The 22397-nt window shown below is 67.2% G+C and carries 18 protein-coding genes; 9 read left to right on the top strand and 9 right to left on the bottom strand.

What is annotated here, in order from left to right; translation table 11 throughout:
- Positions 1-3 precede the first annotated feature (3 nt).
- The 4 genes from ASE28_RS30745 to ASE28_RS30730 all read left to right on the top strand — a co-directional run bounded on the left by ASE28_RS30745 (position 4) and on the right by ASE28_RS30730 (position 4699).
- Positions 4-903: an amidohydrolase gene (locus ASE28_RS30745; protein WP_057269772.1), complete on the top strand. Its 900-nt coding sequence runs from the start codon at positions 4-6 to the stop codon at positions 901-903.
- Between the two features lie 26 nt (positions 904-929).
- Entirely contained in the window at positions 930-1847 is a 918-nt protein-coding gene (locus tag ASE28_RS30740) for an SMP-30/gluconolactonase/LRE family protein (RefSeq protein ID WP_057269816.1), read from the top strand.
- A gap of 143 nt (positions 1848-1990) precedes the next feature.
- Complete coding sequence (gene katG, locus ASE28_RS30735) at positions 1991-4195, top strand: catalase/peroxidase HPI (RefSeq protein WP_057269771.1); 2205 nt, start codon at positions 1991-1993, stop codon at positions 4193-4195.
- A 114-nt stretch (positions 4196-4309) separates the two neighbouring features.
- The gene (locus ASE28_RS30730) at positions 4310-4699 is read left to right on the top strand and encodes a carboxymuconolactone decarboxylase family protein (protein WP_057269770.1); all 390 of its coding nucleotides are present in this window, start codon (positions 4310-4312) and stop codon (positions 4697-4699) included.
- A 5-nt stretch (positions 4700-4704) separates the two neighbouring features.
- Here ASE28_RS30730 and ASE28_RS30725 read toward each other — a convergent pair whose 3' ends face one another.
- Positions 4705-5247, bottom strand: coding sequence for a PAS and helix-turn-helix domain-containing protein (locus ASE28_RS30725; protein WP_057206148.1), 543 nt, complete (start codon positions 5245-5247; stop codon positions 4705-4707).
- Between the two features lie 90 nt (positions 5248-5337).
- Between ASE28_RS30725 and ASE28_RS30720 the strand changes: the two genes are divergently transcribed.
- On the top strand, positions 5338-6045 hold the full coding sequence (locus ASE28_RS30720; RefSeq protein ID WP_057206149.1) for a CoA transferase subunit A: 708 nt from the start codon (positions 5338-5340) through the stop codon (positions 6043-6045).
- Between the two features lie 2 nt (positions 6046-6047).
- A complete protein-coding gene (locus ASE28_RS30715) occupies positions 6048-6686 on the top strand; it encodes a 3-oxoacid CoA-transferase subunit B (protein ID WP_057269769.1) in 639 nt (212 codons plus the stop codon).
- Between the two features lie 119 nt (positions 6687-6805).
- On the opposite strand, the gene ASE28_RS30710 is transcribed toward ASE28_RS30715, so the two are convergent.
- The 8 genes from ASE28_RS30710 to ASE28_RS30675 form a co-directional block, all read right to left on the bottom strand.
- Entirely contained in the window at positions 6806-7099 is a 294-nt protein-coding gene (locus ASE28_RS30710; RefSeq protein WP_057206153.1) for a hypothetical protein, read from the bottom strand.
- A 52-nt stretch (positions 7100-7151) separates the two neighbouring features.
- Positions 7152-7445, bottom strand: coding sequence for a hypothetical protein (locus ASE28_RS30705; RefSeq protein WP_057269768.1), 294 nt, complete (start codon positions 7443-7445; stop codon positions 7152-7154).
- A 249-nt stretch (positions 7446-7694) separates the two neighbouring features.
- Complete coding sequence (locus tag ASE28_RS30700) at positions 7695-12374, bottom strand: Ig-like domain-containing protein (RefSeq protein ID WP_057269767.1); 4680 nt, start codon at positions 12372-12374, stop codon at positions 7695-7697.
- A gap of 172 nt (positions 12375-12546) precedes the next feature.
- The gene (locus ASE28_RS30695) at positions 12547-13401 is read right to left on the bottom strand and encodes a class I fructose-bisphosphate aldolase (RefSeq protein WP_057269766.1); all 855 of its coding nucleotides are present in this window, start codon (positions 13399-13401) and stop codon (positions 12547-12549) included.
- 43 nt (positions 13402-13444) lie between these two features.
- Positions 13445-14425 carry an aldo/keto reductase gene (locus tag ASE28_RS30690; protein WP_057269815.1) on the bottom strand — a complete coding sequence of 327 codons (981 nt, stop codon included), beginning with the start codon at positions 14423-14425 and terminating at the stop codon, positions 13445-13447.
- A 23-nt stretch (positions 14426-14448) separates the two neighbouring features.
- Positions 14449-15483 carry an ABC transporter permease gene (locus ASE28_RS30685; protein ID WP_057269765.1) on the bottom strand — a complete coding sequence of 345 codons (1035 nt, stop codon included), beginning with the start codon at positions 15481-15483 and terminating at the stop codon, positions 14449-14451.
- Positions 15480-17000: a sugar ABC transporter ATP-binding protein gene (locus ASE28_RS30680; protein WP_057206261.1), complete on the bottom strand. Its 1521-nt coding sequence runs from the start codon at positions 16998-17000 to the stop codon at positions 15480-15482. The genes ASE28_RS30685 and ASE28_RS30680 overlap by 4 nt, the downstream gene beginning before the upstream one ends.
- An 11-nt stretch (positions 17001-17011) precedes the next feature.
- Positions 17012-18058 (bottom strand): substrate-binding domain-containing protein, encoded by a 1047-nt coding sequence (locus ASE28_RS30675; RefSeq protein ID WP_057206162.1) that lies wholly within the window; start codon positions 18056-18058, stop codon positions 17012-17014.
- 180 nt (positions 18059-18238) lie between these two features.
- Between ASE28_RS30675 and ASE28_RS30670 the strand changes: the two genes are divergently transcribed.
- Genes ASE28_RS30670 through ASE28_RS30660 form a run of 3 tightly spaced genes read left to right on the top strand, consistent with a single transcriptional unit; the run spans position 18239 to position 22318 of the window.
- The gene (locus ASE28_RS30670) at positions 18239-19789 is read left to right on the top strand and encodes an FGGY family carbohydrate kinase (protein WP_057269764.1); all 1551 of its coding nucleotides are present in this window, start codon (positions 18239-18241) and stop codon (positions 19787-19789) included.
- Entirely contained in the window at positions 19786-21561 is a 1776-nt protein-coding gene (locus tag ASE28_RS30665) for a glycerol-3-phosphate dehydrogenase/oxidase (RefSeq protein ID WP_057269763.1), read from the top strand. Before ASE28_RS30670 ends, ASE28_RS30665 begins: the two co-directional genes overlap by 4 nt.
- Before the next feature lies 1 nt (position 21562).
- Positions 21563-22318: a GntR family transcriptional regulator gene (locus ASE28_RS30660; RefSeq protein ID WP_057269762.1), complete on the top strand. Its 756-nt coding sequence runs from the start codon at positions 21563-21565 to the stop codon at positions 22316-22318.
- The last annotated feature ends 79 nt before the right edge of the window (positions 22319-22397 follow it).

The following is a 22397-nucleotide window of genomic DNA, read 5'->3' as shown; positions in this document are numbered from 1 at the left end:
GCCATGGGCCTGCCACCCCTTCTGGATCCCGTGCCGCATTCGCTGGGCCTGAACCGCCCGTTGCGCGCGCTGCCCGCCCTGGCGTGCGACAGCCACATGCACATCTTCGACACGCGCTTTGCGCCGTCGCCGCACTGGCCGCGCACACCGCCCGAGGCACCCGTGGCCGCCTACCGGCAGCTGCAGCAGCGCCTGGGCACCGCGCGCACGGTCGTGGTCACGCCCTCCACCTACGGCATCGACAACGCTTGCACGCTGGATGCACTGGACCAACTGGGCGACAGCGCACGCGGCGTGGCCGTGGTGGACCAGCAGGTCAGCGATGTGGAGCTGGGCCGCCTGGCCGCACGGCGCGTGCGCGGGCTGCGTGTGAACTTCGTCTCGCCCCAATCCTGGGGCATGACCACAGAAGAGATGCTGACCACCCTGGCGGGCAAGCTGGCGCGCCATGCGGACTGCGGCGGCTGGCACATCCAGGTGTTCGCGAACCCGGAGCAGATCGTGGCGCTCGAAGCGGTGCTGCAGGCCTTGCCGGTGCCGCTGGTGATCGACCACCTGGGCCGCATCGACCCGGCCGAGGGGCCATCGGCCCCGGCCTGGGCTACGCTGCAACGCCTGCTTGACGGGGGCAACACCTGGGTCAAACTCTCCGGCGCCTACATGCGCTCCACGGTGCAGGCTCCGGGTTACGCCGATACGCTGCCCCTGGGCCGCGCGCTGGTGCAGGCCGCTCCCGAGCGCCTGGTGTGGGGCAGCGACTGGCCGCACACCACCGAGCCGCAAGGCACGGTGAACGATGCCGACCTGGTGGACCTGCTGCAGGCCTGGGTCGTGACGGATGCTGCGATGGACCGCATCCTGGTGGACAACCCTGCGCGGCTGTACGGATTTCCTGCCGCGTGAAGATCAGAGCCAACGAAAGCCATCCCATGTTTCTGCTGCAAGCCCCCCAAGTGCGCGACCTCGAACTCTTCAACGCCATGCCCGAGTCGCTGCGCCGGCGCGAGCGCAGCGCCTGGGCCGATGCCAACCGGGCAGGCACCATCACCGACTCGTTTCTCGAAGGCCCGGTGTTCGACGGTGCTGGCAACCTGTACGTGACCGACATCCCCTGGGGCCGGATCTTCCGCATCGACCCTGCAGGCGCCTGGACCCTGGTGGCGGAGTACGACGGCGAGCCCAACGGCATGAAGTTCCTCAATGCCGGCACTTTGTTGATCACCGACTACAAGAACGGCCTCATGCGCCTGGACGTGGCGAGCGGCAAGGTGTCTCCGTACCTGGAGCGGCGCAACAGCGAGCGCTTCAAGGGCGTGAACGACCTGGTCTTCGACGCCGAGGGCAACCTGTACTTCACCGACCAGGGCCAGAGCGGGCTGCACGATCCAAGCGGGCGCCTGTACCGCCTGCGCCCCAATGGCCAGCTTGATCTGCTGCTGGCCAATGTGCCCAGCCCCAATGGCGTGGCCTTGTCGCCCGACGGGCGCGTGCTCTACTTGGCCGTGACGCGCGGCAACTGCGTCTGGCGCGTACCGCTGCTGCCCGATGGCAGCGTGGCCAAGGTGGGACAGTTCTTCACCTCCTACGGCCCGAGCGGCCCGGACGGGCTGGCCGTGGACGCCCAAGGCCGGCTGCTCGTGGCCAATCCTGGCCTGGGCTATGTCTGGGTGCTCAACCACCGGGCCGAGCCCGAGCTGGTGCTGCGCGGGCCAGCGGGCGCCTCGACGACCAACCTGGCGTTTGGCGGGGAGGGCGGGCAGACGGTGTTCGTGACCGACTCGACCCATGGGCACATCCTGCGGGCGGATATGGAAGCGCCAGGCCTGCCGCTGGCGCGCGGTCTCTGAGTTAGCACGCTGTTTGACAATGGCTATGGCATTTCGATAAATATTGACTATCGACGAAATTCAATCGATTCAATTTACGCGCCATGGATTGTTTCCTACCATGGGTCTTGCCAAGTGCCTGAACCACTTACAAGGAGAGACCCATGACAACAGAAGCCAAGTGCCCCTTCGACCACAGCAAGGCTGCCGCGCCCAAGGGCCGCGGCAACGCCGACTGGTGGCCCAACCAGCTCAACCTGCGCCCGCTGAACCAGAGCTCCCCGCTGGTCGACCCCATGGGCGACGGCTTCAACTACGCCGAAGAATTCAACAGCCTGGACCTCGCTGCGGTGAAGGCCGACCTGCTGGCGCTGATGACCGACTCGCAGGACTGGTGGCCGGCCGACTTCGGCCACTACGGCCCGCTGTTCATCCGCATGGCCTGGCACAGCGCCGGCACCTACCGCCTGGCCGATGGCCGGGGCGGCGCAGGGGCAGGGCAGCAGCGCTTTGCGCCCCTGAACAGCTGGCCCGACAACGCCAACCTGGACAAGGCGCGCCGCCTGCTGTGGCCCATCAAGCAGAAGTATGGCCGCAAGATTTCGTGGGCCGACCTGATGATCCTCACCGGCAACGTGGCGCTCGAATCCATGGGCTTCAAGACCTTCGGCTTTGCCGGTGGCCGCCCCGACGTGTGGGAACCCGATGAAAACGTGTACTGGGGTGCAGAGACCACCTGGCTGGGCGGCGACAAGCGCTACAGCGGCGAGCGCGACCTGGCCAAGCCCCTGGCCGCCGTGCAGATGGGCCTGATCTACGTGAACCCCGAGGGCCCCAACGGCAACCCCGACCCCATCGCCGCAGCGCGCGACATCCGCGACACCTTTGCCCGCATGGCCATGGACGACGAGGAAACCGTGGCACTGATCGCTGGCGGCCATACCTTCGGCAAGACCCACGGCGCGGGCGACGCAGCCCTGGTGGGTAAGGAGCCCGAAGGCGGCGGCATCGAGGACCAGGGCTTTGGCTGGATCAGCAAGCACGGCAGCGGCTTTGGCGGCGACGCCATCACCAGCGGCCTGGAAGTCACCTGGACCACCACCCCCACGCAGTGGAGCAACAACTTCTTCGAGAACCTGTTCGGCTTTGAATGGGAGCTGACCAAAAGCCCGGCCGGCGCCCACCAGTGGACCGCCAAGGGCGCCGAGGCGACCATCCCCGATGCGCACGACCCCTCCAAGAAGCGTGTGCCCACCATGCTCACCACCGACCTCTCGCTGCGCCAGGACCCGGCCTACGAGAAGATCTCGCGCCGCTTTTTGGAGCACCCTGAACAGTTCGCCGATGCCTTTGCGCGCGCCTGGTTCAAGCTCACGCACCGCGACATGGGTCCGCGCGTGCGCTACCTGGGCCCTGAGGTGCCGGCCGAAGTACTGATCTGGCAGGACCCGATCCCCGAGGTGGACCACGCCCTGGTGGATGCGCAGGACGTGACGGTGCTCAAGGCAAAGATCCTGGCCTCGGGCCTGTCGGTTGCGGAACTGGTGTCCACCGCCTGGGCGTCGGCCTCCACCTACCGCGGTGGCGACAAGCGCGGTGGGGCCAACGGTGCCCGCGTCCGCCTGGCGCCGCAAAAGGACTGGGAGGTGAACCAGCCGGCGCAACTGGCCAAGGTGCTGGGCAAGCTCGAAGCGATCCAGCAGGACTTCAATGCCGCGCAGCCCGGCGGCAAGAAGATCTCCATCGCCGACCTCATCGTGCTGGGCGGCGCTGCGGCCGTCGAGTCCGCTGCCCGCAGCGCCGGCCAGGAGGTCAGCGTACCCTTCGCCCCGGGCCGCATGGACGCCTCGCAAGAGCAGACCGACGTGCCCTCGTTCGAGGTCATGGAGCCGCTGGCCGATGGCTTTCGCAACTATGTGCGCCCCGGCCTGGAGGAAGCCGTGGCCGAGCTGCTGATCGATCGCGCCAACCAGCTCACCCTGACGGGCCCCGAGATGACGGTGCTGGTGGGCGGCTTGCGCGTCCTGGGCGCCAATGCGGGCCAGGGCTCGCATGGCGTGTTCACCCAGCAGCCCGGCGCGCTCACGAATGACTTTTTCGTGAACCTGCTGGACATGCGCACGCGGTGGCAGAAATCCGGCTCGGCTGCCGGTGTCATTGAAGGGGTGGACCGCACTACCGGTGCAGCGAAGTGGACGGGCACCGTGGCCGACCTGGTGTTCGGCTCCAACTCGCAGCTGCGTGCGCTGGCCGAGGTGTATGGCAGCAGCGATGCGCAGGCGGTGTTCGTGCAGGATTTCGTGAAGGCCTGGACCAAGGTCATGAACCTGGACCGTTTTGACCTCGCTGGCGCAACCGCCGACGCCTGAGTGAGCTGACAACGCCACCGTCCTTTCCCTTCGCGGGGCAGGGCCGGTGGCGTTCTGCTTTCCGCAGGGGCGAGCCGGCTAACATGGCGGCCCCAACCGTATTGGAGCGCCCGCATGACCCAACCCCCATCCTCCAAAGACTTCGACAAAGGCCTGGCCACGCGCAAGCAGGTCATGGGCGAGGACTTCGTGGCCAATGCCTTCGGCAACGCCACCGAGTTCACCCAGCCCATCCAGGAGTTCATCACCCGCAATGCCTGGGGCGATGTCTGGCAGCGCCCGGGGCTGGACCTGAAGACGCGCAGCCTGGTCACCGTGGCCTTTCTCACCGCGCTGGGCAAGCAGCACGAGCTCAAGGGCCATGTGCGCGGCGCGCTCAACAACGGCGCCACGGCGGCCGAGATCCAGGAAGTGCTGCTGCACGCCAGCATCTACTGCGGCCTTCCCGCAGCAGTCGATGCCTTTCGCTCGGCCGCCGAGGTGGTCGACGGGCCGAAAAAATAGGGTTGTCAGCCCGCCAGCAGTTTGTGCACGAGGTCGGCGGCTGTCGACGCGTTGTACTTGCGCATGAGCCGCGCGCGGTAGATCTCCACCGTGCGGTGGCTGATGTCCAGGGTGCGCCCGATCTCCTTGGAGGTCAGGCCTTCGAGCAGCCGCGCGGCCACTTCGCGTTCGCGGCCGGTCAGCTCGGCCTTCACGGGGCGCTGCGAGCTCAGGTCCTCGAAGCTCCAGATGCCCGAGGCGTGGGGGTCTTCGCGGTTCAGGGCGCGGCCTGACACATGGCACCAGAACACCTCGCCGTTGGCGCGCTTCATGATGCGGTTGTCGGCGTAGTGGCCCTTGGCGTTGAGGATGGGCTCCATGTGCGCGCCCAGGCGCTCGTACTCGTCGGCGCTCGGATAAAGTACCTGGAACGACTGGCCGATCAGCAGCTCGCGCGAGGCGCCGAACATCTCGCAGACCTGCCGGTTGCAGTCCACCATGGTGCGGTTGCGCGAGAGCACCAATCCCACGGGGGCCATGTCAAACGCGAGTTTGTAATCAACGTCCATCGGTGGCGTCCATAGTGCAAATCTTTACGGGGTACTACTTATGTCTGTACGTAGTATCGTAGCGCATCCAACATTCGCAAGGAGATCGTGGTGAACAAGATATTTCCCTCCGCAGCCAAAGCGCTGGAAGGCGTGGTTGCAGATGGCCAGTTGATGGCTGTCGGCGGTTTCGGGCTGTGCGGTATCCCTGAGGCCCTGATCGACGCGCTGCGTGATTCGGCCGTGAAGAACCTCACCGTGATCTCCAACAATGCGGGCGTCGATGGCTTCGGCCTGGGCAAGCTGCTCGAGACGCGCCAGATCAAGAAGATGATCTCGTCCTACGTGGGCGAGAACAAGGAGTTCGAGCGCCAGTACCTGGCGGGCGAGCTGGAGCTCGAATTCACGCCCCAGGGCACGCTGGCCGAGAAGCTGCGTGCCGGCGGCGCGGGCATCCCGGCCTTCTTCACCAAGACCGGTGTGGGCACCATCGTGGCCGATGGCAAGGAGTTGCGCGAGTTCGACGGCGAAACCTACGTGATGGAGCGCTCGCTGGTGCCCGACGTGTCGCTGGTCAAGGCCTGGCGTGCGGACAAGTCCGGCAACCTGCAGTTCCGCCTCACGGCGCGCAACTTCAACCCTGCGGCCGCCACGGCCGGCAAGGTCTGCATCGTCGAAGTGGAAGAGATCGTGGAAACCGGTGCCATGGAGCCCGACCAGGTCCACCTGCCCGGCATCTACGTGCACCGCATCGTGCACAACGCCAACCCCGAGAAACGCATCGAAAAACGCACCATCACAGAGAAAGCAGGAGCCTGACCATGCCGTGGACCCAAGACCAGATGGCCGCACGTGCGGCGCAAGAACTCGAAGACGGTTTCTACGTGAACCTGGGCATCGGCATCCCCACGCTGGTGGCAAATTTCACGGGTGACAAGGAAGTGTGGCTGCAGTCCGAAAATGGCATGCTGGGCATCGGCCCCTTCCCGACCGAAGACGCTGTGGACGCCGACCTGATCAATGCCGGCAAGCAGACCGTTACCACGATCAAAGGCTCGTCCATCTTCGGCAGCGACCAGTCGTTCGCCATGATCCGCGGCGGCAAGATCAACCTGTCCATCCTGGGCGCCATGCAGGTCAGCGAAAAGGGCGACCTGGCCAACTGGATGATCCCGGGCAAGATGGTCAAGGGCATGGGCGGCGCGATGGACCTGGTGGCCGGCGTCAAGCGCGTGATCGTGCTCATGGAGCATGTGGCGAAGAAGAAGGACGGCACCGAAGACCTCAAGATCCTGCCCCAGTGCACGCTGCCCCTCACGGGCGTGGGCGTGGTCGACCGCATCATCACCGACCTGGCCGTGCTGGACGTGACGCCCGAAGGCCTGAAGCTGATCGAGCTGGCCCCTGGCGTGACGTTTGAAACCCTGCAGGCCAAGACCGGCGTGACCGTGCTGCAATAAGGCAAGGCACATGCCGTGGCCCCATGGGCCACACGAAAAAGGCCGGGGCCCCGCGATGGGCACCGGCCTTTTTTGCATGCTGGCCGCAGTTGCGGTCTGCAGCCTTGCACTGGTGCGGATTACAGAACGCCGATCTCGCCCGAAGGGATCTGGCCGGTGCGCACGGCTTCGGCAGCAGCGGCACGCACGGCGGCGCGGTCGGCCTTCGATTGGTAGGTCACCACGCGGGAGCCGGCAGGCTCCATGCTGTGCGTGCGGGCCTCCACGGCAGCTTCGGCAGCCACTTCGGCGCGGGTGCGGTTGGTTTCGAACTTGAGGGCGAACTGCGAGCTGTCGGCTTCATCGGCGTAGGCGCCGAAGGAAGCAAAAGCGGCAACGGCAGCGATGGACAGGAAACGTGCGGTGTTGTTCATGGTGATTCTCCGATCAAATGGGGGTAGGGGGCTTGCTGCGGGGCGGTGCGGATTACAGGTAACCAGCTTCGCCCGACGAGATCTGGCCGGTGCGCAGGGCTTCGGCAGCCTCGGCGCGCACGGCGGCACGGTCGGCCGTCGATTGGTAAGTCACCACGCGGGAACCAGCGGGTTCCATGCTGTGCGTGCGGGCCGTCACGGCCGCTTCGGCAGCCACTTCGGCGCGGGTGCGGTTGGTTTCGAACTTGAGGGCGAATTGCGAGCCATCGGCTTCGTCGGCATAGGCGCCGAACGATGCAAAAGCGGCAACAGCGGCGATGGAGAGAAAGCGTGCAGTCGTGTTCATGATGAAAATCCTTGAAAGATAAAAAGCGTCTCGAAAACCGGTACGAAACTGTTTCGGGCCGGGTTCGGTGAGTCGCCTTGCGGGTTCGGCTCATCGATGGGTTGAACTGTACGCCTGGTGTGTTCAGAGAAAAACCACCCAGTCGCGAACTGACTGTTCCAGTTTTGAAAACAGTTGCACGAGCGGCAGGCATAAAAAAAGCCCGCGGCTGCATTGCAGCCGCTGGCCGAAGAAGAACCGCTCAGGTGCTCAGGGCAACTGGCTCCAGTTCTGGTTGTTGCCGCCGTTGCAGGTCCAGGTGAGCAGGGGCGTGTCCTGCACCGTCGAGTTGTTGGGTACGTCGATGCAGGCGCCCGATGCCCGGTTGCGGATGGTCGAGCCCACAAGGCTCCACTGCGCCGTGTTGCCGGTGCTGCAGGCCAGTTGCACCACACCGGCGCCGCTGGCTGCAGCGCTGTCCTGCGCCAGGCACAGGTTGCTGTGTTTGGCGACCAGTTGCACATAGCCTCCGGTGATGTTGCGCAAGGTGAAGGTCTCGTTGTCCGCGTTGCCGCAGGGCCACTGGATGGCCACGGCCCCGCTGGCCGCCGAGGCCCCCCGGATGTTGATGCACATCGTGCTCTGGTTGGACCGCAGCCGTGCCGTGATGTCCGAGCCCGTGTCCAGCGAGCGCACGTAGTCGGCCAGCGCCAGCCGGTCCGCTGCCGGCAGGCCTGCGGCATTGCCGTGGCCACCCGCGATCACGTCCAGCACGCTGGCCTTCTGTCCGTTGTGCAGGTAGGCCTTGGCGGCCCAGCTGCCGATCAGCGTGGGCGTGTCGAAGCCCACGCCGGCCAGCGGCTGGTTGGCGCCCTTGCCCGATGATGGCTGGATGGTGCCTACGTCGTGCCTGAGGCCGTCGCGCAAGGTGCCGCCCGCATGGCAGCTGGCGCAGTTGGCACTGGCGAACAGGGTCTGCCCGCGTGCAGCCTCCACCGTCAGGCTGCCATCGGCGGCGCGCGCCGGGCTGCGCATGGACTTGTTGAGCGAGGCGAGGTAGGCGGCCAGGTCGTCGAGTTGGGCATTGCGGCCGGCCTTGGGCGCGCCCAGCGGATCGCTGGTTGCGGCAAAGTCCGCGTCGCTCAGGAAGCCCGTGCCGCCGAAGGCGCTGCGCATGTCGTTCTCGAAGTCCTGCACCTCGTCGAAGTTGGCGCTCCAGTGCAGCTTGCCGTGGCCGGTGCCGCGCCGGCCCTGCAGGCTGATGGTGCGGCGCAGGCCCTCGCCGCGCTGGGTGAAGTCCCAGACCATGCCGTCGTCGCCGCCATCGGCGTGGCAGCTCGCGCAGGACATGTAGTTGTCCTTGCTCATGCGCCGATCGGCCGCGTTGTAGAACACCAGCTTGCCGCGCAGAGCCGCAGCCGCCATGGGCTCCTGCGCCACCGTGGCCACGTTCTGCAGGAACACCGCCGCCGCGCTGCGCGAGGCCAGCACGTCGGCCACATCGTGCACGGTGACCGAGCGCGCCAGGAAGTTGTTCACGTACAACCGCTTGCGTGCTGCGTCCAGGTACAGGCCGTGGGGGGCGCTGCTGGCGTTGATCTCGCCGCGCACGGCGCGAGTGTAGGCATCGACGATGGCAATGTTGTTGCCCTCCATCTGCGCCACGAACACATAGTCGCCCGCAGGGGAGAAGAGGGCGGCGCGCGCCGGTGCCCGGTCGTCGAAGTCGATCTGCTCGGGCAGCAGGTGCGTGGCCTGCGCCAGGTCCACCTGCGAGAGGATGGAGCGCACTGTCTGGTCGTGCAGCAGGTCGCCACCGTCACGGAAGCGCCCGCGCACGATATTGTCCTTCTTGCCCGGCAGCACCGCGCGCGAGCCATCGGGCGAGATCACCACCTGGCTCAGGTAGTTGGCCACGCCGCGTGCGCTGTTCTCGGTGTCCACCGTGGTCGTGTCCACCGGCAGGGCGATGGTGGACAACAGGCCCATGGAACTGAGGCCCACCTTGTGCAGTTGCCCGCCCGTCATCTTCGACTTGAAGCGCGTGACGTAAACCGTCTGCGAGTCGGCCGCCACTGCGATGCCACGCAGGTCGCCTTCCAGCACCAGGGTGCCCGTGGTGCTGCCATTGGCCGGGTCGAAGGCGATCAGCGTGGACTTGCTTTCCAGTGTCAGCAGGCCCTTGCTGCCGTTGGGCGTGAAGGCCACGCCGTAGGGTCCGCTGCCGTAGGGCAGGGCCACCGTGGCCGCGATGCTGCCGTCCGCCGGGTTCAGTGCCACGAGCTTGTCCTCGCCCTGCACGGTGACCCAGATGCGGCCATCGGGGGCACGCGCCAGGGTCTTGGGCTCGTCGCCCACGCGCGTCTCCCAGCGCTTGGTCAGGGCCAGCGCGTCGATGGCTGCCACCGTGCCGCTGTCCGGGTTCACCGCATAGACGCTGTTGGCATCGCCCACGATGTTGCTCGAATGCGTGGGCGCCGTGGCCGTTGTCGGGAAGATCACGGTCACGTTGTAGGTGTAGAAGGTCTCCTGGCCCGCCGCATTGCGCACCGTCAGGGTCACCGTGTAGTGGCCAGGGCGGTTGTAGCTGTAGGTGGTGTTGGCCTGGGCCGAGAAGGCGGTCTGCGTGCCGTTGCCGAAATTCCAGCGGTAGGTGACGCCGCTGCCACCGCCCAGGCGGATGGGGTCGAAGCTCAACTGCCCGTTCACCAGCTGCGGCCCGCCGCTCACGCCGGCATCGCCGATGATGGCCTGCGACCTCAGTTGCGTGACGTCTGAATCGCTGAGCACGCGCCCGTAGACGCGCATGTCGGCCAGGCTGCCGCGAAAGAAGTCGGTGTTGCCCTGGATCTGCCCCAGCAGCGCGAACTTGTTCGACAGGCCCTTGGTGCCCGTGAGCCCGGTGGAGCTGGTCTTGGTGCCGTCGATGTACAGCGTCTGTGCGCCCGAGGCCGCGTCGCGCGTCATCACCACATGGTGCCAGTTGCCGTCGTTCACGGCCGAGGTGGAGCGGGTGCCCGGGTTGTTGGCCGCCACGTTGCCCACCGAGAGGTTCATCCGACCGGTGTTGTCGATCCAGCCCCAGAACACGTCGTCCGCACCGCCCGACTGGTCGCGCCCGAAGAGGCCGGGCGCCGTCCAGGCGTTGGCCGAGCCGGCCTGCGTGGTCTTCATGTAGAAGGCCAGCGAGGCCGTGCCGCCCAGCGCGGTGGCCACGCTGTCGTTCTTGAGCGGCACGCCGCCCGTGCGCTGCGCGAAGTTCAGGCCGATGCTGCTGAACTGGTCGGCCGCCGAGGCCGTGCCGTTGTTGGCGCCGATCTCGTCGGTGAGGGTGCTCGACAGCGGCCAGTGGTTCATGAGGCTGATGTCGGTGGCATTGCCGGTGTGAAAAACGGCCTTGTACTCCGCCGCGATGCCGTTGCCCGCATAGTCCTTCACGCCGCCGGCGGTGAGCACGATCTCATAGCTGGTGCCGGCCGCCAAGGGCTGCGTGGGGTGGAAGTTGATGATGCCCAGCTGCACGCTGTAGGTGCCGGCCAGCGCGTTGCCGTTGACCGGGCGCACGATGAAGGTGCTGGCGCTCACGCTCTCGGGCCGGATGCTGTCGGTGAGGCCCACGCCGATGCGCGATGTCAGCGCCTGCTGCCTGGCGCCGTTGGTGGGCGAGGTCTGCTTGACGGCCGGTGGCGTGGTGTCGGGCGCGGTCTGGTGCACGATGAAGCCGCTGCCCGAGCCGTGGTCGTTGCCGATGAACAGCAGGTTGCCCATGGGCGCCACCTGGCCATGGTCGGAGTGTGTGTACTCGGGGTCGCTGGTGGCGAACAGGCTGCCCTGGCCCACCTCGACGTGGTTGAGCGGATTGCTCACGTCCACCTTGTGCACCTTGAACTGCGCGCCCTGGAACACGTAGTGGTCCTGCGTGCCGCAGTACAGTTGCTCATCGATGACCAGCCGGTTATCTTCCGCAACGAACTGGGTGCGGTCCGCGAGGTCGTAGCTGTACATGCGGGCACCACCGCCGCGCGCCGAGGCGTGCAGGTTCCTGCCGTCGAAGCAGGTGGCATAGTAGTTGGGGTTGGAGCCCACGGTGTCCAGCACCTTGGGGTTGAGCGGGTCGGAGATATCGAGGCTGGCAAAGCCATCGGTGTTGTCCATCGAGGAGAGCACCATGTGGTTGCCCATGGTGAAGATGGGCCCGACGCGAAAGCCCCCGAGCTCGCCGGTGGGCACGGGGTTGGGCTTGCCCACACCGCGGTTGGCGATCACGGCATTGGCCGGGTCGCTCGCATCCACGATGTAGACACCGTCGTTGGCCGAAGCCACGTAGACATAAGGGGCCTGCCACCACAGCTGCCAGGCCACGTTGGCATAGTCGCCGCCATTGACCGTGGGCAGCGCCAGCTTCTTGACCTGCTGGATGTTGTTGATGTCGGTGAAGTCCCAGAACTCGATGCCCTTGATGCTGGGCACCACCACATACTGCTTGCCGCCGATCTTCGCGGTACCGAAGGCATGGGCCTCGCGGAACTCCTTGGTGCGCCCCTCGGGCTCGTAGATCTTCTTGGCGAGCACGATGGCGCGCGGGTTGGACACGTCGTACAGCAGAAAGCCGCCGGGGCCCAGGCCGCTGTCCGGCGCGAACGAGGTCAGGAAATAGCCGTTGAGCATGATGCCCACGTTCAGCCCGTAGTCCTTGCGGCCGGGGTAGGTGGCCGGCACGTCGCCCGAGGCGCGTGTGATCATGGAGACCGGCTTGAACAGCTCGGCCGAGGTGTAGGTGAGGTTGCCCAGGCCCGGCCCCTGCAGCGGGAGCGGGACCTCGGCGGCCTGCGTGACTGCGGCCGCCATGGTGGTAAGGGTGGTCATCGGGTTGACCCCCGTGATCGCTGCATGCGTCAGCAGTGTGACGAACGGCAGCAGGAGCGCCATCACGTAATACCGGATTTTCATCGTCGCCTCCAGGTTGTTTGAAGTTCTCGGAAAACTCTCTTCTTCGATCCATCCGACGGCGCTGCCACATGCGCGCGCAGACGCGCCGGCCGGTGGCACAGCTGCCACCGGCCGCAGGGCTCGTTTTCTCCTTCTCCCCTCTGTCTTCTTGTCGTCTGCAGCGTTGGCGGGATCAGGCCTGCGCTTGCGCGGTCGCGTAGATGTCCCAGGCCGCCGCAGCGCTGGCGCCGCGGTGGATCATGGCCATCAGCGCATCGACCACCGCCGAAGGGTTGGCGTGCTGGTACACGTTGCGCCCGTAGACCATGCCCACGGCCCCCTGGTCGAGCAGAACGCGCGAGCGCGCGAACACCTGCTGCAGGTCCTCGCGGCCTCCGCCGCGCACCAGCACCGGGCAGCGCGCGGCCTGCACCACACGATGGAAGTCGGTGGGGTCGGTGGTCGGGTCGGCCTTCACGATGTCGGCCCCCATCTCGCGCGCCAAGCGCACCAGGGTGACGATCTTCTCTGCGTCGCCGTCGACCATGTAGCCGCCCTGGTCGCTGTGCGGGCGCATCACCAGCGGCTCGATCATCAGCGGCATGCCGTAGCGGTCGCAGTCGGCGCGCACGCGTGCGATGTTCTGCACGCACTGGCGGAACAGGTCGGGTTCATTGGGCAGCATGAACAGGTTGACCACCACACAGGCCGCATCGCGCTGCACGGCCGGCAGCACCGGGTCGTGCTCGTTCTGCAGCAGAGCCCACATCACGCGGTGGGCGGTGGCGTTGTAGGGGTTGCCCATGTCGATGCGCATCACCAGCGCCGGCTTGCTGCGGCCGGCACGGTCCTGCAGCAGGTCGGCCTGGCCGTAGTTGAGCTGGATGGCATCGGGCGCGGCGGCCACGAGCCTGTCCATCACGCCGGGCATGTCCTCCAGCCCGTTGAGGAACGAGGGTTCGTTGCACACACCGTGGTCGAGTGCGATGTCCAGGCAGCGCCCGTTGGTGAGCAGGCGGTTCAGGCGTGCGGTCTTGTCCTTCGACATACGAAGAGGTCCTTGGTTGGGGGGGTGAAGTGGGGGAGGAGGGTCAGGCCAGGGCCTGCAGGTGGCGGGCTGCGGCCTCGTCGATGCGCTGTACGGCCTCTTCGGGCAGGTCCAAGGCCCCGGCCGTGGCGTTCTCGATGGCTTGCACGCGCACGCGCGCGCCGCACAGCGCCACCGACACATTGCCGCTGGCCAGCGTCCAGGCAATCATCAGTTGGCCGAAGGAGCAGCCGAGCTGCCGGCGCACCGGTTCGAGCTCGTCGAAGAAGGCCTTGAGCCTGGCGCGGTTGGCGGTGCTAAAGCGCGGGTTGCTGGCACGCTGGTCGTCGCCCGTGAACTCGCGCGCCGGGTCGATGGGGCCGGCCAGCAGGCCCAGCGCCAGCGACGAGTAGCCCAGCATGGCCACGTTGTGGCGGGTGCACAGGGGTACCAGCGTCTGCTCGATCTCGCGGTCGATCAGGCTGTAGCGCTCCTGCGCCGCGTCCACGGGGCCGTACTGCAGGTACTCGGCCAGCGTCTCGGGGCTCGCGTTGCTCACACCGATGGCGCGGATCTTGCCCTGCTGCTTGAGCGTGAGCAGGGCATCCATGGTCTCCTCGACCGGCGTGGTGCTGTCCTGCCAGTGGGTGATGTACAGGTCAATGTAGTCGGTCTGCAGGCGCTTGAGACTTTCCTCCGCTTCATGGAAGATCGATTCGCGGCCCAGGTGGCGGTACACCGGGTGGCCGTCTTCGTCGAAGAAGTGCGTGCCCTTTTGCGTGTGCCACACCAGCCCGCATTTGGTGGCGACCACCGCCTCGTGGCGGCGGCCCTTGAGGGCGGCGCCGACGATGCTCTCGGAGGCGCCCAGGCCATAGGCCGGCGCGGTGTCGATCAGCGTCACCCCGGCGTCGAGCGAGGCGGCAATGGCGTCGGCGGCGGCGGCGCTGTCCTGGCCGCCCCACATCCAGCCGCCCATGGCCCAGGTACCGAGGCCAATGGCCGAGCACTCGATGCCCGAGGGGCCGAGGGTGGTGGTCTTCATGGCTGCATTCATCATCACGGCATTCATCGCTTGGTCTTTCGGGTGTTCATGAGGTGGTCGATGGTCACGGCCGCGAGCAGGATCAGGCCCTTGATCACGTCCTGCCAGTAAGGCGATACGTCCAGCAGGATCAGCGAGCTGGTCACCACCGAGAGCAGGGCCAGGCCCAGTACGGCGCCGAGCACCGTGCCCGAGCCGCCCTTGAGGCTGGCGCCACCGATGACGGCCGCAGCGATCACGTTGAGCTCCATGCCCACGCCGAAGGTCGGCGTGGCCGCACCGAAGCGCGCGGTGTAGATCACGCCCGCCAGGCCGGCCGAGGCCGCGCACAGCACCGTCACCCAGAACTTCACGTGGCCCACGCGGATGCCCGAGTACAGCGCCGCCTTCTCGTTGCTGCCGGTGTAGAACACGCGGCGCAGCAGGCTGGCGCGGCGCAGCACGAAGTCGCTGACCACCACGATGGTCAGGAAGATCAGGATCACCGCCGGGATGCCGAGCACCGCGCCCTGACCAATGAACTTGAACGAGGCCGGCAGCGAGAACAGCGACTGCGGCGTGCCCTGCGTGAGCGCCAGGCACAGCCCGCGCACGATGACCATGAAGGCCAGCGAGGCGATGAAGTGGTTGAGCCCGATGCGCACTACGCAGCCGCCGATCATGGCCCCGATCAGCGCGCTGGCGGCAATGGCGATGAGCCCGGCCGTCCAGGGATCAAAGCCCAGCAGGAACAGCTTGCCCGTGACCACCATGGCAAAGCACACCACCGAGCCCACCGACAGGTCGATGCCGCCCACGATCAGCAAGATGGTCATGCCCACGACCACGATGCCTTCGATGGAGAACGACAGCAGCATGGCTCTGATGTTGTCCCAGGTCAGGAAGTAGGGCGAGGCAAAGCTCATGCCGATGCACAGCACCAGGATGATGGCCAGCAGGCCCATCTCGCGCATGCTGGTGAGCTTGGTGCCACCGGGTTTGCCCGGCCCTCCCGGTGCCTGGCGCGGCGGATGCAGGCCGGCCACGCTGCCGGCGTTCAGTTGTGCGGGGTGATTCATGCCGTCTCCTCTTGTCGTCGTTCCAGTCCCGAGGCCAGCCGCAGCAGGGCCTCTTCCGTCATGTCCTTGCCTTGCACCTCGCCCGCGACACGGCCGTCGCGAATGACGAGGGCCCTATCGCACAGCCCGATGATCTCGGGCAGCTCCGAGGAGATGACCACCACGCCCACGCCCTGGCAGGCCAGGTCGCGCAGGATGTGGTGGATCTCCGACTTGGCGCCCACGTCCACGCCGCGCGTAGGCTCATCCATCAGCAGCACCGCCGGGTTGGTGGCCAGCAGCTTGGCGATGGCCACCTTCTGCTGGTTGCCGCCCGACAGGCTGGCCACCTCGATCTGCACGCCGTCGGACTTGAGCTTCAGGCGCGCGCCCAGCTCCTGCGCCAGCCGGTGCTCGGCTGCACGCTGCAGCAGGCCGAAGCGCGAACTCACGCGTGCCAGCGCCATGGAGGCGATGTTCTGCGCAATGGGCAGGTCCAGGTACACGCCTGCGGCCTTGCGGTCTTCGCTGAGGTAGGCGATGCCTTCGCGCAGCGCGTCGCTGTACTTGCGGATCGAGAGCGCCTTGCCGTTGAGGCGCACGCTGCCGCCGATGGCGGGGCGCAGGCCGCACAGTGTCTGCGCCAGTTCGCTGCGCCCCGCGCCCATGAGTCCGGCAATGCCCAGGATCTCGCCGCGCTGCACGGTGAACGAGACACCATGTACGCGCTCGCCGTCGGCCAGGCCCTCCACTTCGAGCACGTGTTCGCCGCAGTCTGCATCCTGCTGCTTGGGTGGGTAGTAGTTGCCCAGGTCGCGCCCGACCATGCGCCGCACCAGGCCATCGGCATCGAGTTCGGCCAGCGGGCCCGAATGCACGTTGCGCCCGTCGCGCAGCACGGTCACGCGCGTGCAGTGCGCAAAGATCTCGGCCATGCGGTGGCTGATGTAGATGATGCCGATGCCCTGGTCCTTGAGGTCGTGCAGCACCTGAAAGAGGGCGGCCGACTCGTTGTCGGTGAGGGCGGCGGTCGGCTCGTCGAGGATCAGCACCTTGCAGTCGAGCGTGAGCGCCTTGGCGATTTCGATCAGCTGCTGGCTGGAGATGGGGAGCTCGCCCACGCGCACGGCGGGGTCGATGTCCTGGCCCAGCCGCTGGAGCACCTTGGCGGCGCGTGCGTTGATGTCGGCGTAGTCCATAAAGGTCTGCCGGCCCGCGTTGATCTCCGGCATGAAGATGTTCTCGGCCACGGTGGCGTCGGCGCAGAGGGCGATTTCCTGGTGCACCAGGCCGATACCCAGGCGCATGGCATGGGCCGGACCATCGATGGCCACCGGGCGGCCGTCGAGCACGATCTCGCCCGCGTCCGGCTGGTGGATGCCATCGATGATGTTCATCAGCGTGGACTTGCCCGCGCCGTTCTCGCCACACAGGGCGTGGATCTCGCCCGCCTGCAGCGAGAAGTCCACGCCCGAGAGCGCATGCGAAGCGCCAAAGCGCTTGCTGATGCCGCGCAGCGCGAGCAAGGTGGGACCCATGGCGCTGCTGCTCACTCGCTGATGCCCTTGGTGCCGCGGCGCGCGAGGTACTTGTCCCAGTAGAAGTCGTCGGCATTGGCCTTGCTGACCACGGCCAGGCCGTTGTCCAGGAAGGGCACGGCCATGGGGTTGGTGCCGTTGCGCTTGGCGTCGTTCATCGGGTCGATGAGGCCGGGGTTCTTGGCCAGGAACAGCATCATCATGCCCATGTAGCCTTGCATGCCCTGGTTGGGGTTGATGGCGCCGAACACATCGCCGGACTTGATCATGTCCAGGATCTTGGCGTTCACGTCGCAGCACATCACCTTGATGTTCTTCTTGGTCTCCACCTTGGCCTGTGCCGCGCCCAGGGCCGAGTTGGCCTCGGGCATGAACAGGGCGCCCAGGTTGGGGTTCGCCTGCGCCAGGCTCTGCACCGCCTGGTAGGCCTTGTTCGGGTCCTGGTTGCTGGCGGCGCGGCCCACCAGCTTCATGCCGGGGTGCTTGGTCTTCATGCGGTTGATGAAGGCGGCGATGCGGCGGTCGTGGTTGTCCTGGCCGGGGTTCTCCAGCACGGCGAATTCGCCCTTGCCGTTCAGCGATGCGGCAATGGCGTCGGCGGCCTGCGCGCCTTCACGCTCGTTGTCCGAGGTGATGAACGAAGTGCGCTTGGAGTTGGGCGAATCCGCCGCGAAGGTGACCACCGGGATCCCCATGGCCGCTGCGCGGTTGATGGGCTCGATGAACGGATCGGGGTTCATGGGGTGCAGCAGGATGCCGGCGGGCTTGCGTGCCAGCTCCTGCTCGAACGAGGCCAGCTGCTTGTTCACGTCGTACTCCGGCGTGCCGGTGTAGCGGGTGCGCACGCCCAGGGTGCGGCCCAACTGCTTCATCATCTCGTAGACCGGAAACCAATATTCCACGCCCGACACCATCACGTTCATCACGTAGACGTCGTTCTGGTTGCCGCGCAGGCCGCCTGCGGCGGCGGGGGCTGCTGCGGGTTGCTGCGCGAATGCGCTGGTGCCGGCCAGGCCGATACCGGCGGCGGCTGCGGACTTCAGGAAATTACGCCTCATTTTTTGTCTCCTCTTGTTGAACGGTGCAGCTGGGGTGCTGCTTTCTCCAGGGCTGCGATGGGGTGCTTTTTGTCACGACAGTTGTTATGACAGGTAGAATGTAATCTTGGATCGAATCGCCAGATAGTTAGGGGAAACACTACTGGATATGCCGGCTAGATCGGCGGAAGCTGTTATGACATGAAGACCCAACTACTGATTGGCATCGACCTCGGGTCGAGCAGCCTCAAAGCCCTGGCCCTGGAGGCCGCGAGTGGTCGCACCGTGGCCTTGTCCCGCCTGCCCTTGCAGCACGACCGCTTGCCCGGTGGCGGCTGCGAGGTGGGCGCGCCTGTGATCCGCTCGGCCCTGTCCACCGTGCTGCGCGACGTGGCGCACCAGCTTGGCAACCGCGTGGCCGATGTCCAAGCCATCGGCTGCACGGGGCACGGGGCAGGCCTGTATGCACTGGACGCCCGCAATGAACTGGTGGGCGGCCGGGCCGTGGCCTCGACCGACCAGCGCGCTGGCGCGCGGGCAGAGTCCCTGGCAAGGAGCCATGGCCCGCAATTGCGCGCCGACGTCGGCTGCCAGCCCTGGCCGGGCCAGCCCACCGTGATCGCGGCCGAACTGCTGGGCAGCGGCGCGGTGCGCAGCGGTGCCTTGAAGCGCCTGATGTTCGCCAAGGACTACGTGGGCTTTCTGCTCACGGGCGAGATCGCCACCGACGCCAGCGATGCCAGCACTGCGGGCCTGCTCTCGGTGGCCACGGGCACCTGGTCGCCGCTGGCCTTTGCGGCCTCGGGCATCGCCGACCTGTCGCCGCAGGCCTTCGGGCCGCTGGTGCCCAGTGGCGAGGTGATCGGCAGGCTGCAGCCCTCGACTGCCGAGGCGCACGGCCTGCCCGCAGGCATCCCCGTGGCCATGGGCGCCATCGACCTGCTGGCGTCGATGACGGCCATCCGCGCCGAAGAGCGTGGCCGCGCGGTGTCGGTGCTGGGCACCTGGTGCGTGAATGCCGTCATCGGTCCGGCGGTGGAGCCCCGGCCCGACGTGGTGGCGGTCGTCAATTTCGGGCCGCGCGAGCGGCGCCTGTACATGGAGAACAGCCCCTCGTCGATGGCCAACATCGCCTGGCTGGCCGGGGTGCTCGGCCTGCCCGACGCGCGGGCCGTGGTCGATCTGGCGATGTCGGTGCCGTTCGGGGCCGGGGGGCTGCGCTTTTTGCCGTTCGTGAATGGGGGCGCCGGCGTGTCGGCCGGCTTTGTCGGCCTCCAAAGCCACCACACACGCGGCGACATGGCGCGTGCCGTGGTCGATGCGGTGGCTGCATTGCATGCGCGCCATACGGCCCGCCTGGCGGCTGGCGGGCTGCCGGTGTCGGCCTCCACCGTGCTGGGCGGCGGTGCCAGCGACTCGCGCCTGGTGCGCCTGCTCGCGGGCCTGCTCGGGCATCCGGTGGAGCGCTGTGCCGATGACGAGACCGGTGCGCGCGGTGCGGCGATCTACGCCGCGATGTCGCAGGGCATCGATACCCACCCCTTGCGCGCGCCCTGCGACACGGTCGAACCCGACGCCAGCCAGGCGCGGGCCCATGCGGACTTCAACGCCGCCTTCAACGAACTGATAGCCACCATGTCCCCTGTCTTCGGCCATCTGGCAGGCACATCGCCAGACACTGCCCCGCCACTGCCAGCGCTTGCCTGCACCCCTGCCACCACACCCGCGCAGAGCGTGGAGGCCTTGCCATGAGCCCGCTTTCACCATTGCCTTTTGTGCGCCCGGCCGCCGTGGCAGGCCGCCATTTCTCGACCGTGATCGTGGGCGCCGGCATCAACGGCGTGGGCGTGTTCCGCGACCTTGCGCTGCAGGGCGTGGACTGCCTCATCGTGGACAAGGGCGACTTCAGCGCCGGTGCCAGCAGCGCGCCCTCGCGCATGATCCACGGCGGTCTGCGCTACCTGGAGAGCGGCAGCTTCTCGCTGGTGGCCGAGGCCACGCGCGAGCGCAACCTGCTGTTGCGCAACGCACCGCACCTGGTGCAGCCGCTCAAGACCGTGGTGCCGCTGTCGAGCTTCTTCGGCGGGCTGATGAGCAGCGCGCTCAAGTTCCTGGGCCGCACGCCGCCCCAGCGCACGCGCGGCCTGCTGGCCGTGGCCGCGGGGCTGCGACTGTACGACCTGCTGGGCCGGCGCCAGCGTGTGATGCCCAACCACCACATCAGCCGCGTGCAGCCCGCCGACCGGCTGCTGTTCCGTGCGGCCGTGCGCTGGACTGCGACCTTCTTCGACGCCTGGATCAGCCACCCCGAGTGGCTGGTGCTGGAGCTGGTGCGCGATGCCTGCCGCGACCAGCCGCGCTCGGCGGCCGCCAATCACTGCCGCGTGATGGGCTGTGCGGGCAAGACCCTCACGCTGCGCGACGAAGTCACGGGCGAGGTGGTGCAGGTGACGGCCGACGCCGTGGTCAATGCCAGCGGCGCCTGGCTGGACCGCAGCACCGAGCTGCTGGGCGGCGCGGGGCCGCGCGTGATGGGCACCAAGGGCTCGCACCTGGTGCTCGACCACCCCCTGCTGCGCGACGCGCTGGGCGGGCGCATGGCTTACTTTGAGGCGCTGGACGGGCGCGTCTGCATCGTTTACCCCTTCCTGGACCGGGTGCTGGTGGGCTCCACCGACATCCCGGTGGACGACCCCGACCAGATCGCCACCGAACCGGCCGAGGTGGACTACCTGCTCGATGTGCTGGGCGAGGTGTTCCCCAACCTGGCCTTCGACCGGCGTGACGTGGTCTATACCTACGTGGGGGTGCGGCCGCTGGCTCGCTCGGACGCCGACAAGCCGGGGCAGATCTCGCGCGACCATTCGGTGGTGGTCGATGCACCGTCCCCATCGCGCGATATCCCGGTGGTGGGGCTGGTGGGCGGCAAATGGACCACCTTCCGCGCCCTGGCCGAAGAGGCCACCGACGAGGTGCTGCGCCTGCTGGGGCGCGGGCGCACCGCCTCGACCCGGCAATTGCCCATTGGCGGCGGCACCGACATGCCACAGGGCGCGCAGGCGACCGAACGCTTCATTGACCGCATCGCCCAGGACGCCGGCCTGGCACGCACGCGCGCCCAGGCGCTGCTGCGCCGCTACGGCTCCCAGGCCTTGCGCATGGCCCAGCATTTCAAGGTGGCGGGTGACGAGCCGCTGCAGCATGCGCCCGATTACTCGGTGGCTGAGGTGGCCTGGCTGTGCACCGAAACCGGCGTGATCCACCTCGACGACCTGGTGATCCGCCGCACGCTGCTGGCCATCCGTGGCCTCATCACGGACGCGGCGCTGGTCGAAATGGCCGGCATAGCCGGGCAGGCATTGGGCTGGGATGCAGGGCGCGAACGGCAGGAGTTGCACAATTGCGCCAGCGCGCTGCGCGAACGCCATGGTGTGCGCCTGGCCACGGCAGCGCCCGATACCGATGCGGCAGCGCCGGCCTTCCATGCACCATTGACCATCCATCCGGCCCTGAGCCCGTCCTGACGTGAATGTACCGACCGAACTCCAGCCCCTGCTCGACCGCAACTCCGAATCGCCCCTGTGGGCGCAGTTCCGCGATGCCCTGCGCCTGCAGATACTGCAGGGCGAACTGGCCATTGGCGCCAAGCTGCCTTCCGAGGCCGAGCTCGGCGAGCAGTTCGGCATCTCGCGCATCGTGGTGCGCGAGGCGCTGGCCGACCTGGTGCGCAACAACCTGATCTACAAGATCAAGGGCCGTGGTGCCTTCGTCGCGGCGCGCGAGCGCGACGAGGATTTTGTCTCCACTGTGCTCGGCTTCTCCGACGAGATGGAGCGCAAGGGCCGCTCGGTGCGAACCCAGGTCCTTGTGCAGCAGCTGCGTGACCCCACGCCGCAGGAGATCAGTGCGCTGGGGCTCACGGACGACACCCAGGTGGTGGCCTTGAAGCGGCTGCGCAGCGTGGACAGCGAGCTGCGCCTGCTGGTGGAAACCGTGGTGCCCGCAGACCTGGCGCCCGGCCTGCACCGCATGCGCCTCGATGACCGTTCGCTGTACGACGTGCTGCGCCGCCAGTACGGCGTGCGCCTGGTGCGCGCCGAGCGCTGGATCGACGCCGTGCTGCCCGACGCCGAGACCTGCGAACTGCTGCAACTGGCAACGCCCGAGCCGCTCTTGCGCATCGAGTCCATCGCTTACGGTGCCAATGGCCGGCGCCTGGAGTACTACAGCGCCTTGCACCGCTGCAAGTCGAGCCGCCTGCACGTGCAAACCACGACGTGAAGCCCTCGGGGCCGACTCCAAAGGAAAAAGGGCTCCTGCACAGGAGCCCTTTTCAATGTCGCCCGTTTCCGGGCAGAGA

Origin of the sequence: Acidovorax sp. Root219, assembly GCF_001428665.1 — a bacterium.
Lineage (GTDB): Bacteria > Pseudomonadota > Gammaproteobacteria > Burkholderiales > Burkholderiaceae_C > Acidovorax.
The sequence above is the reverse complement of the archived record's forward strand: the minus strand, read 5'-3'. Positions and strand labels throughout refer to the sequence as shown.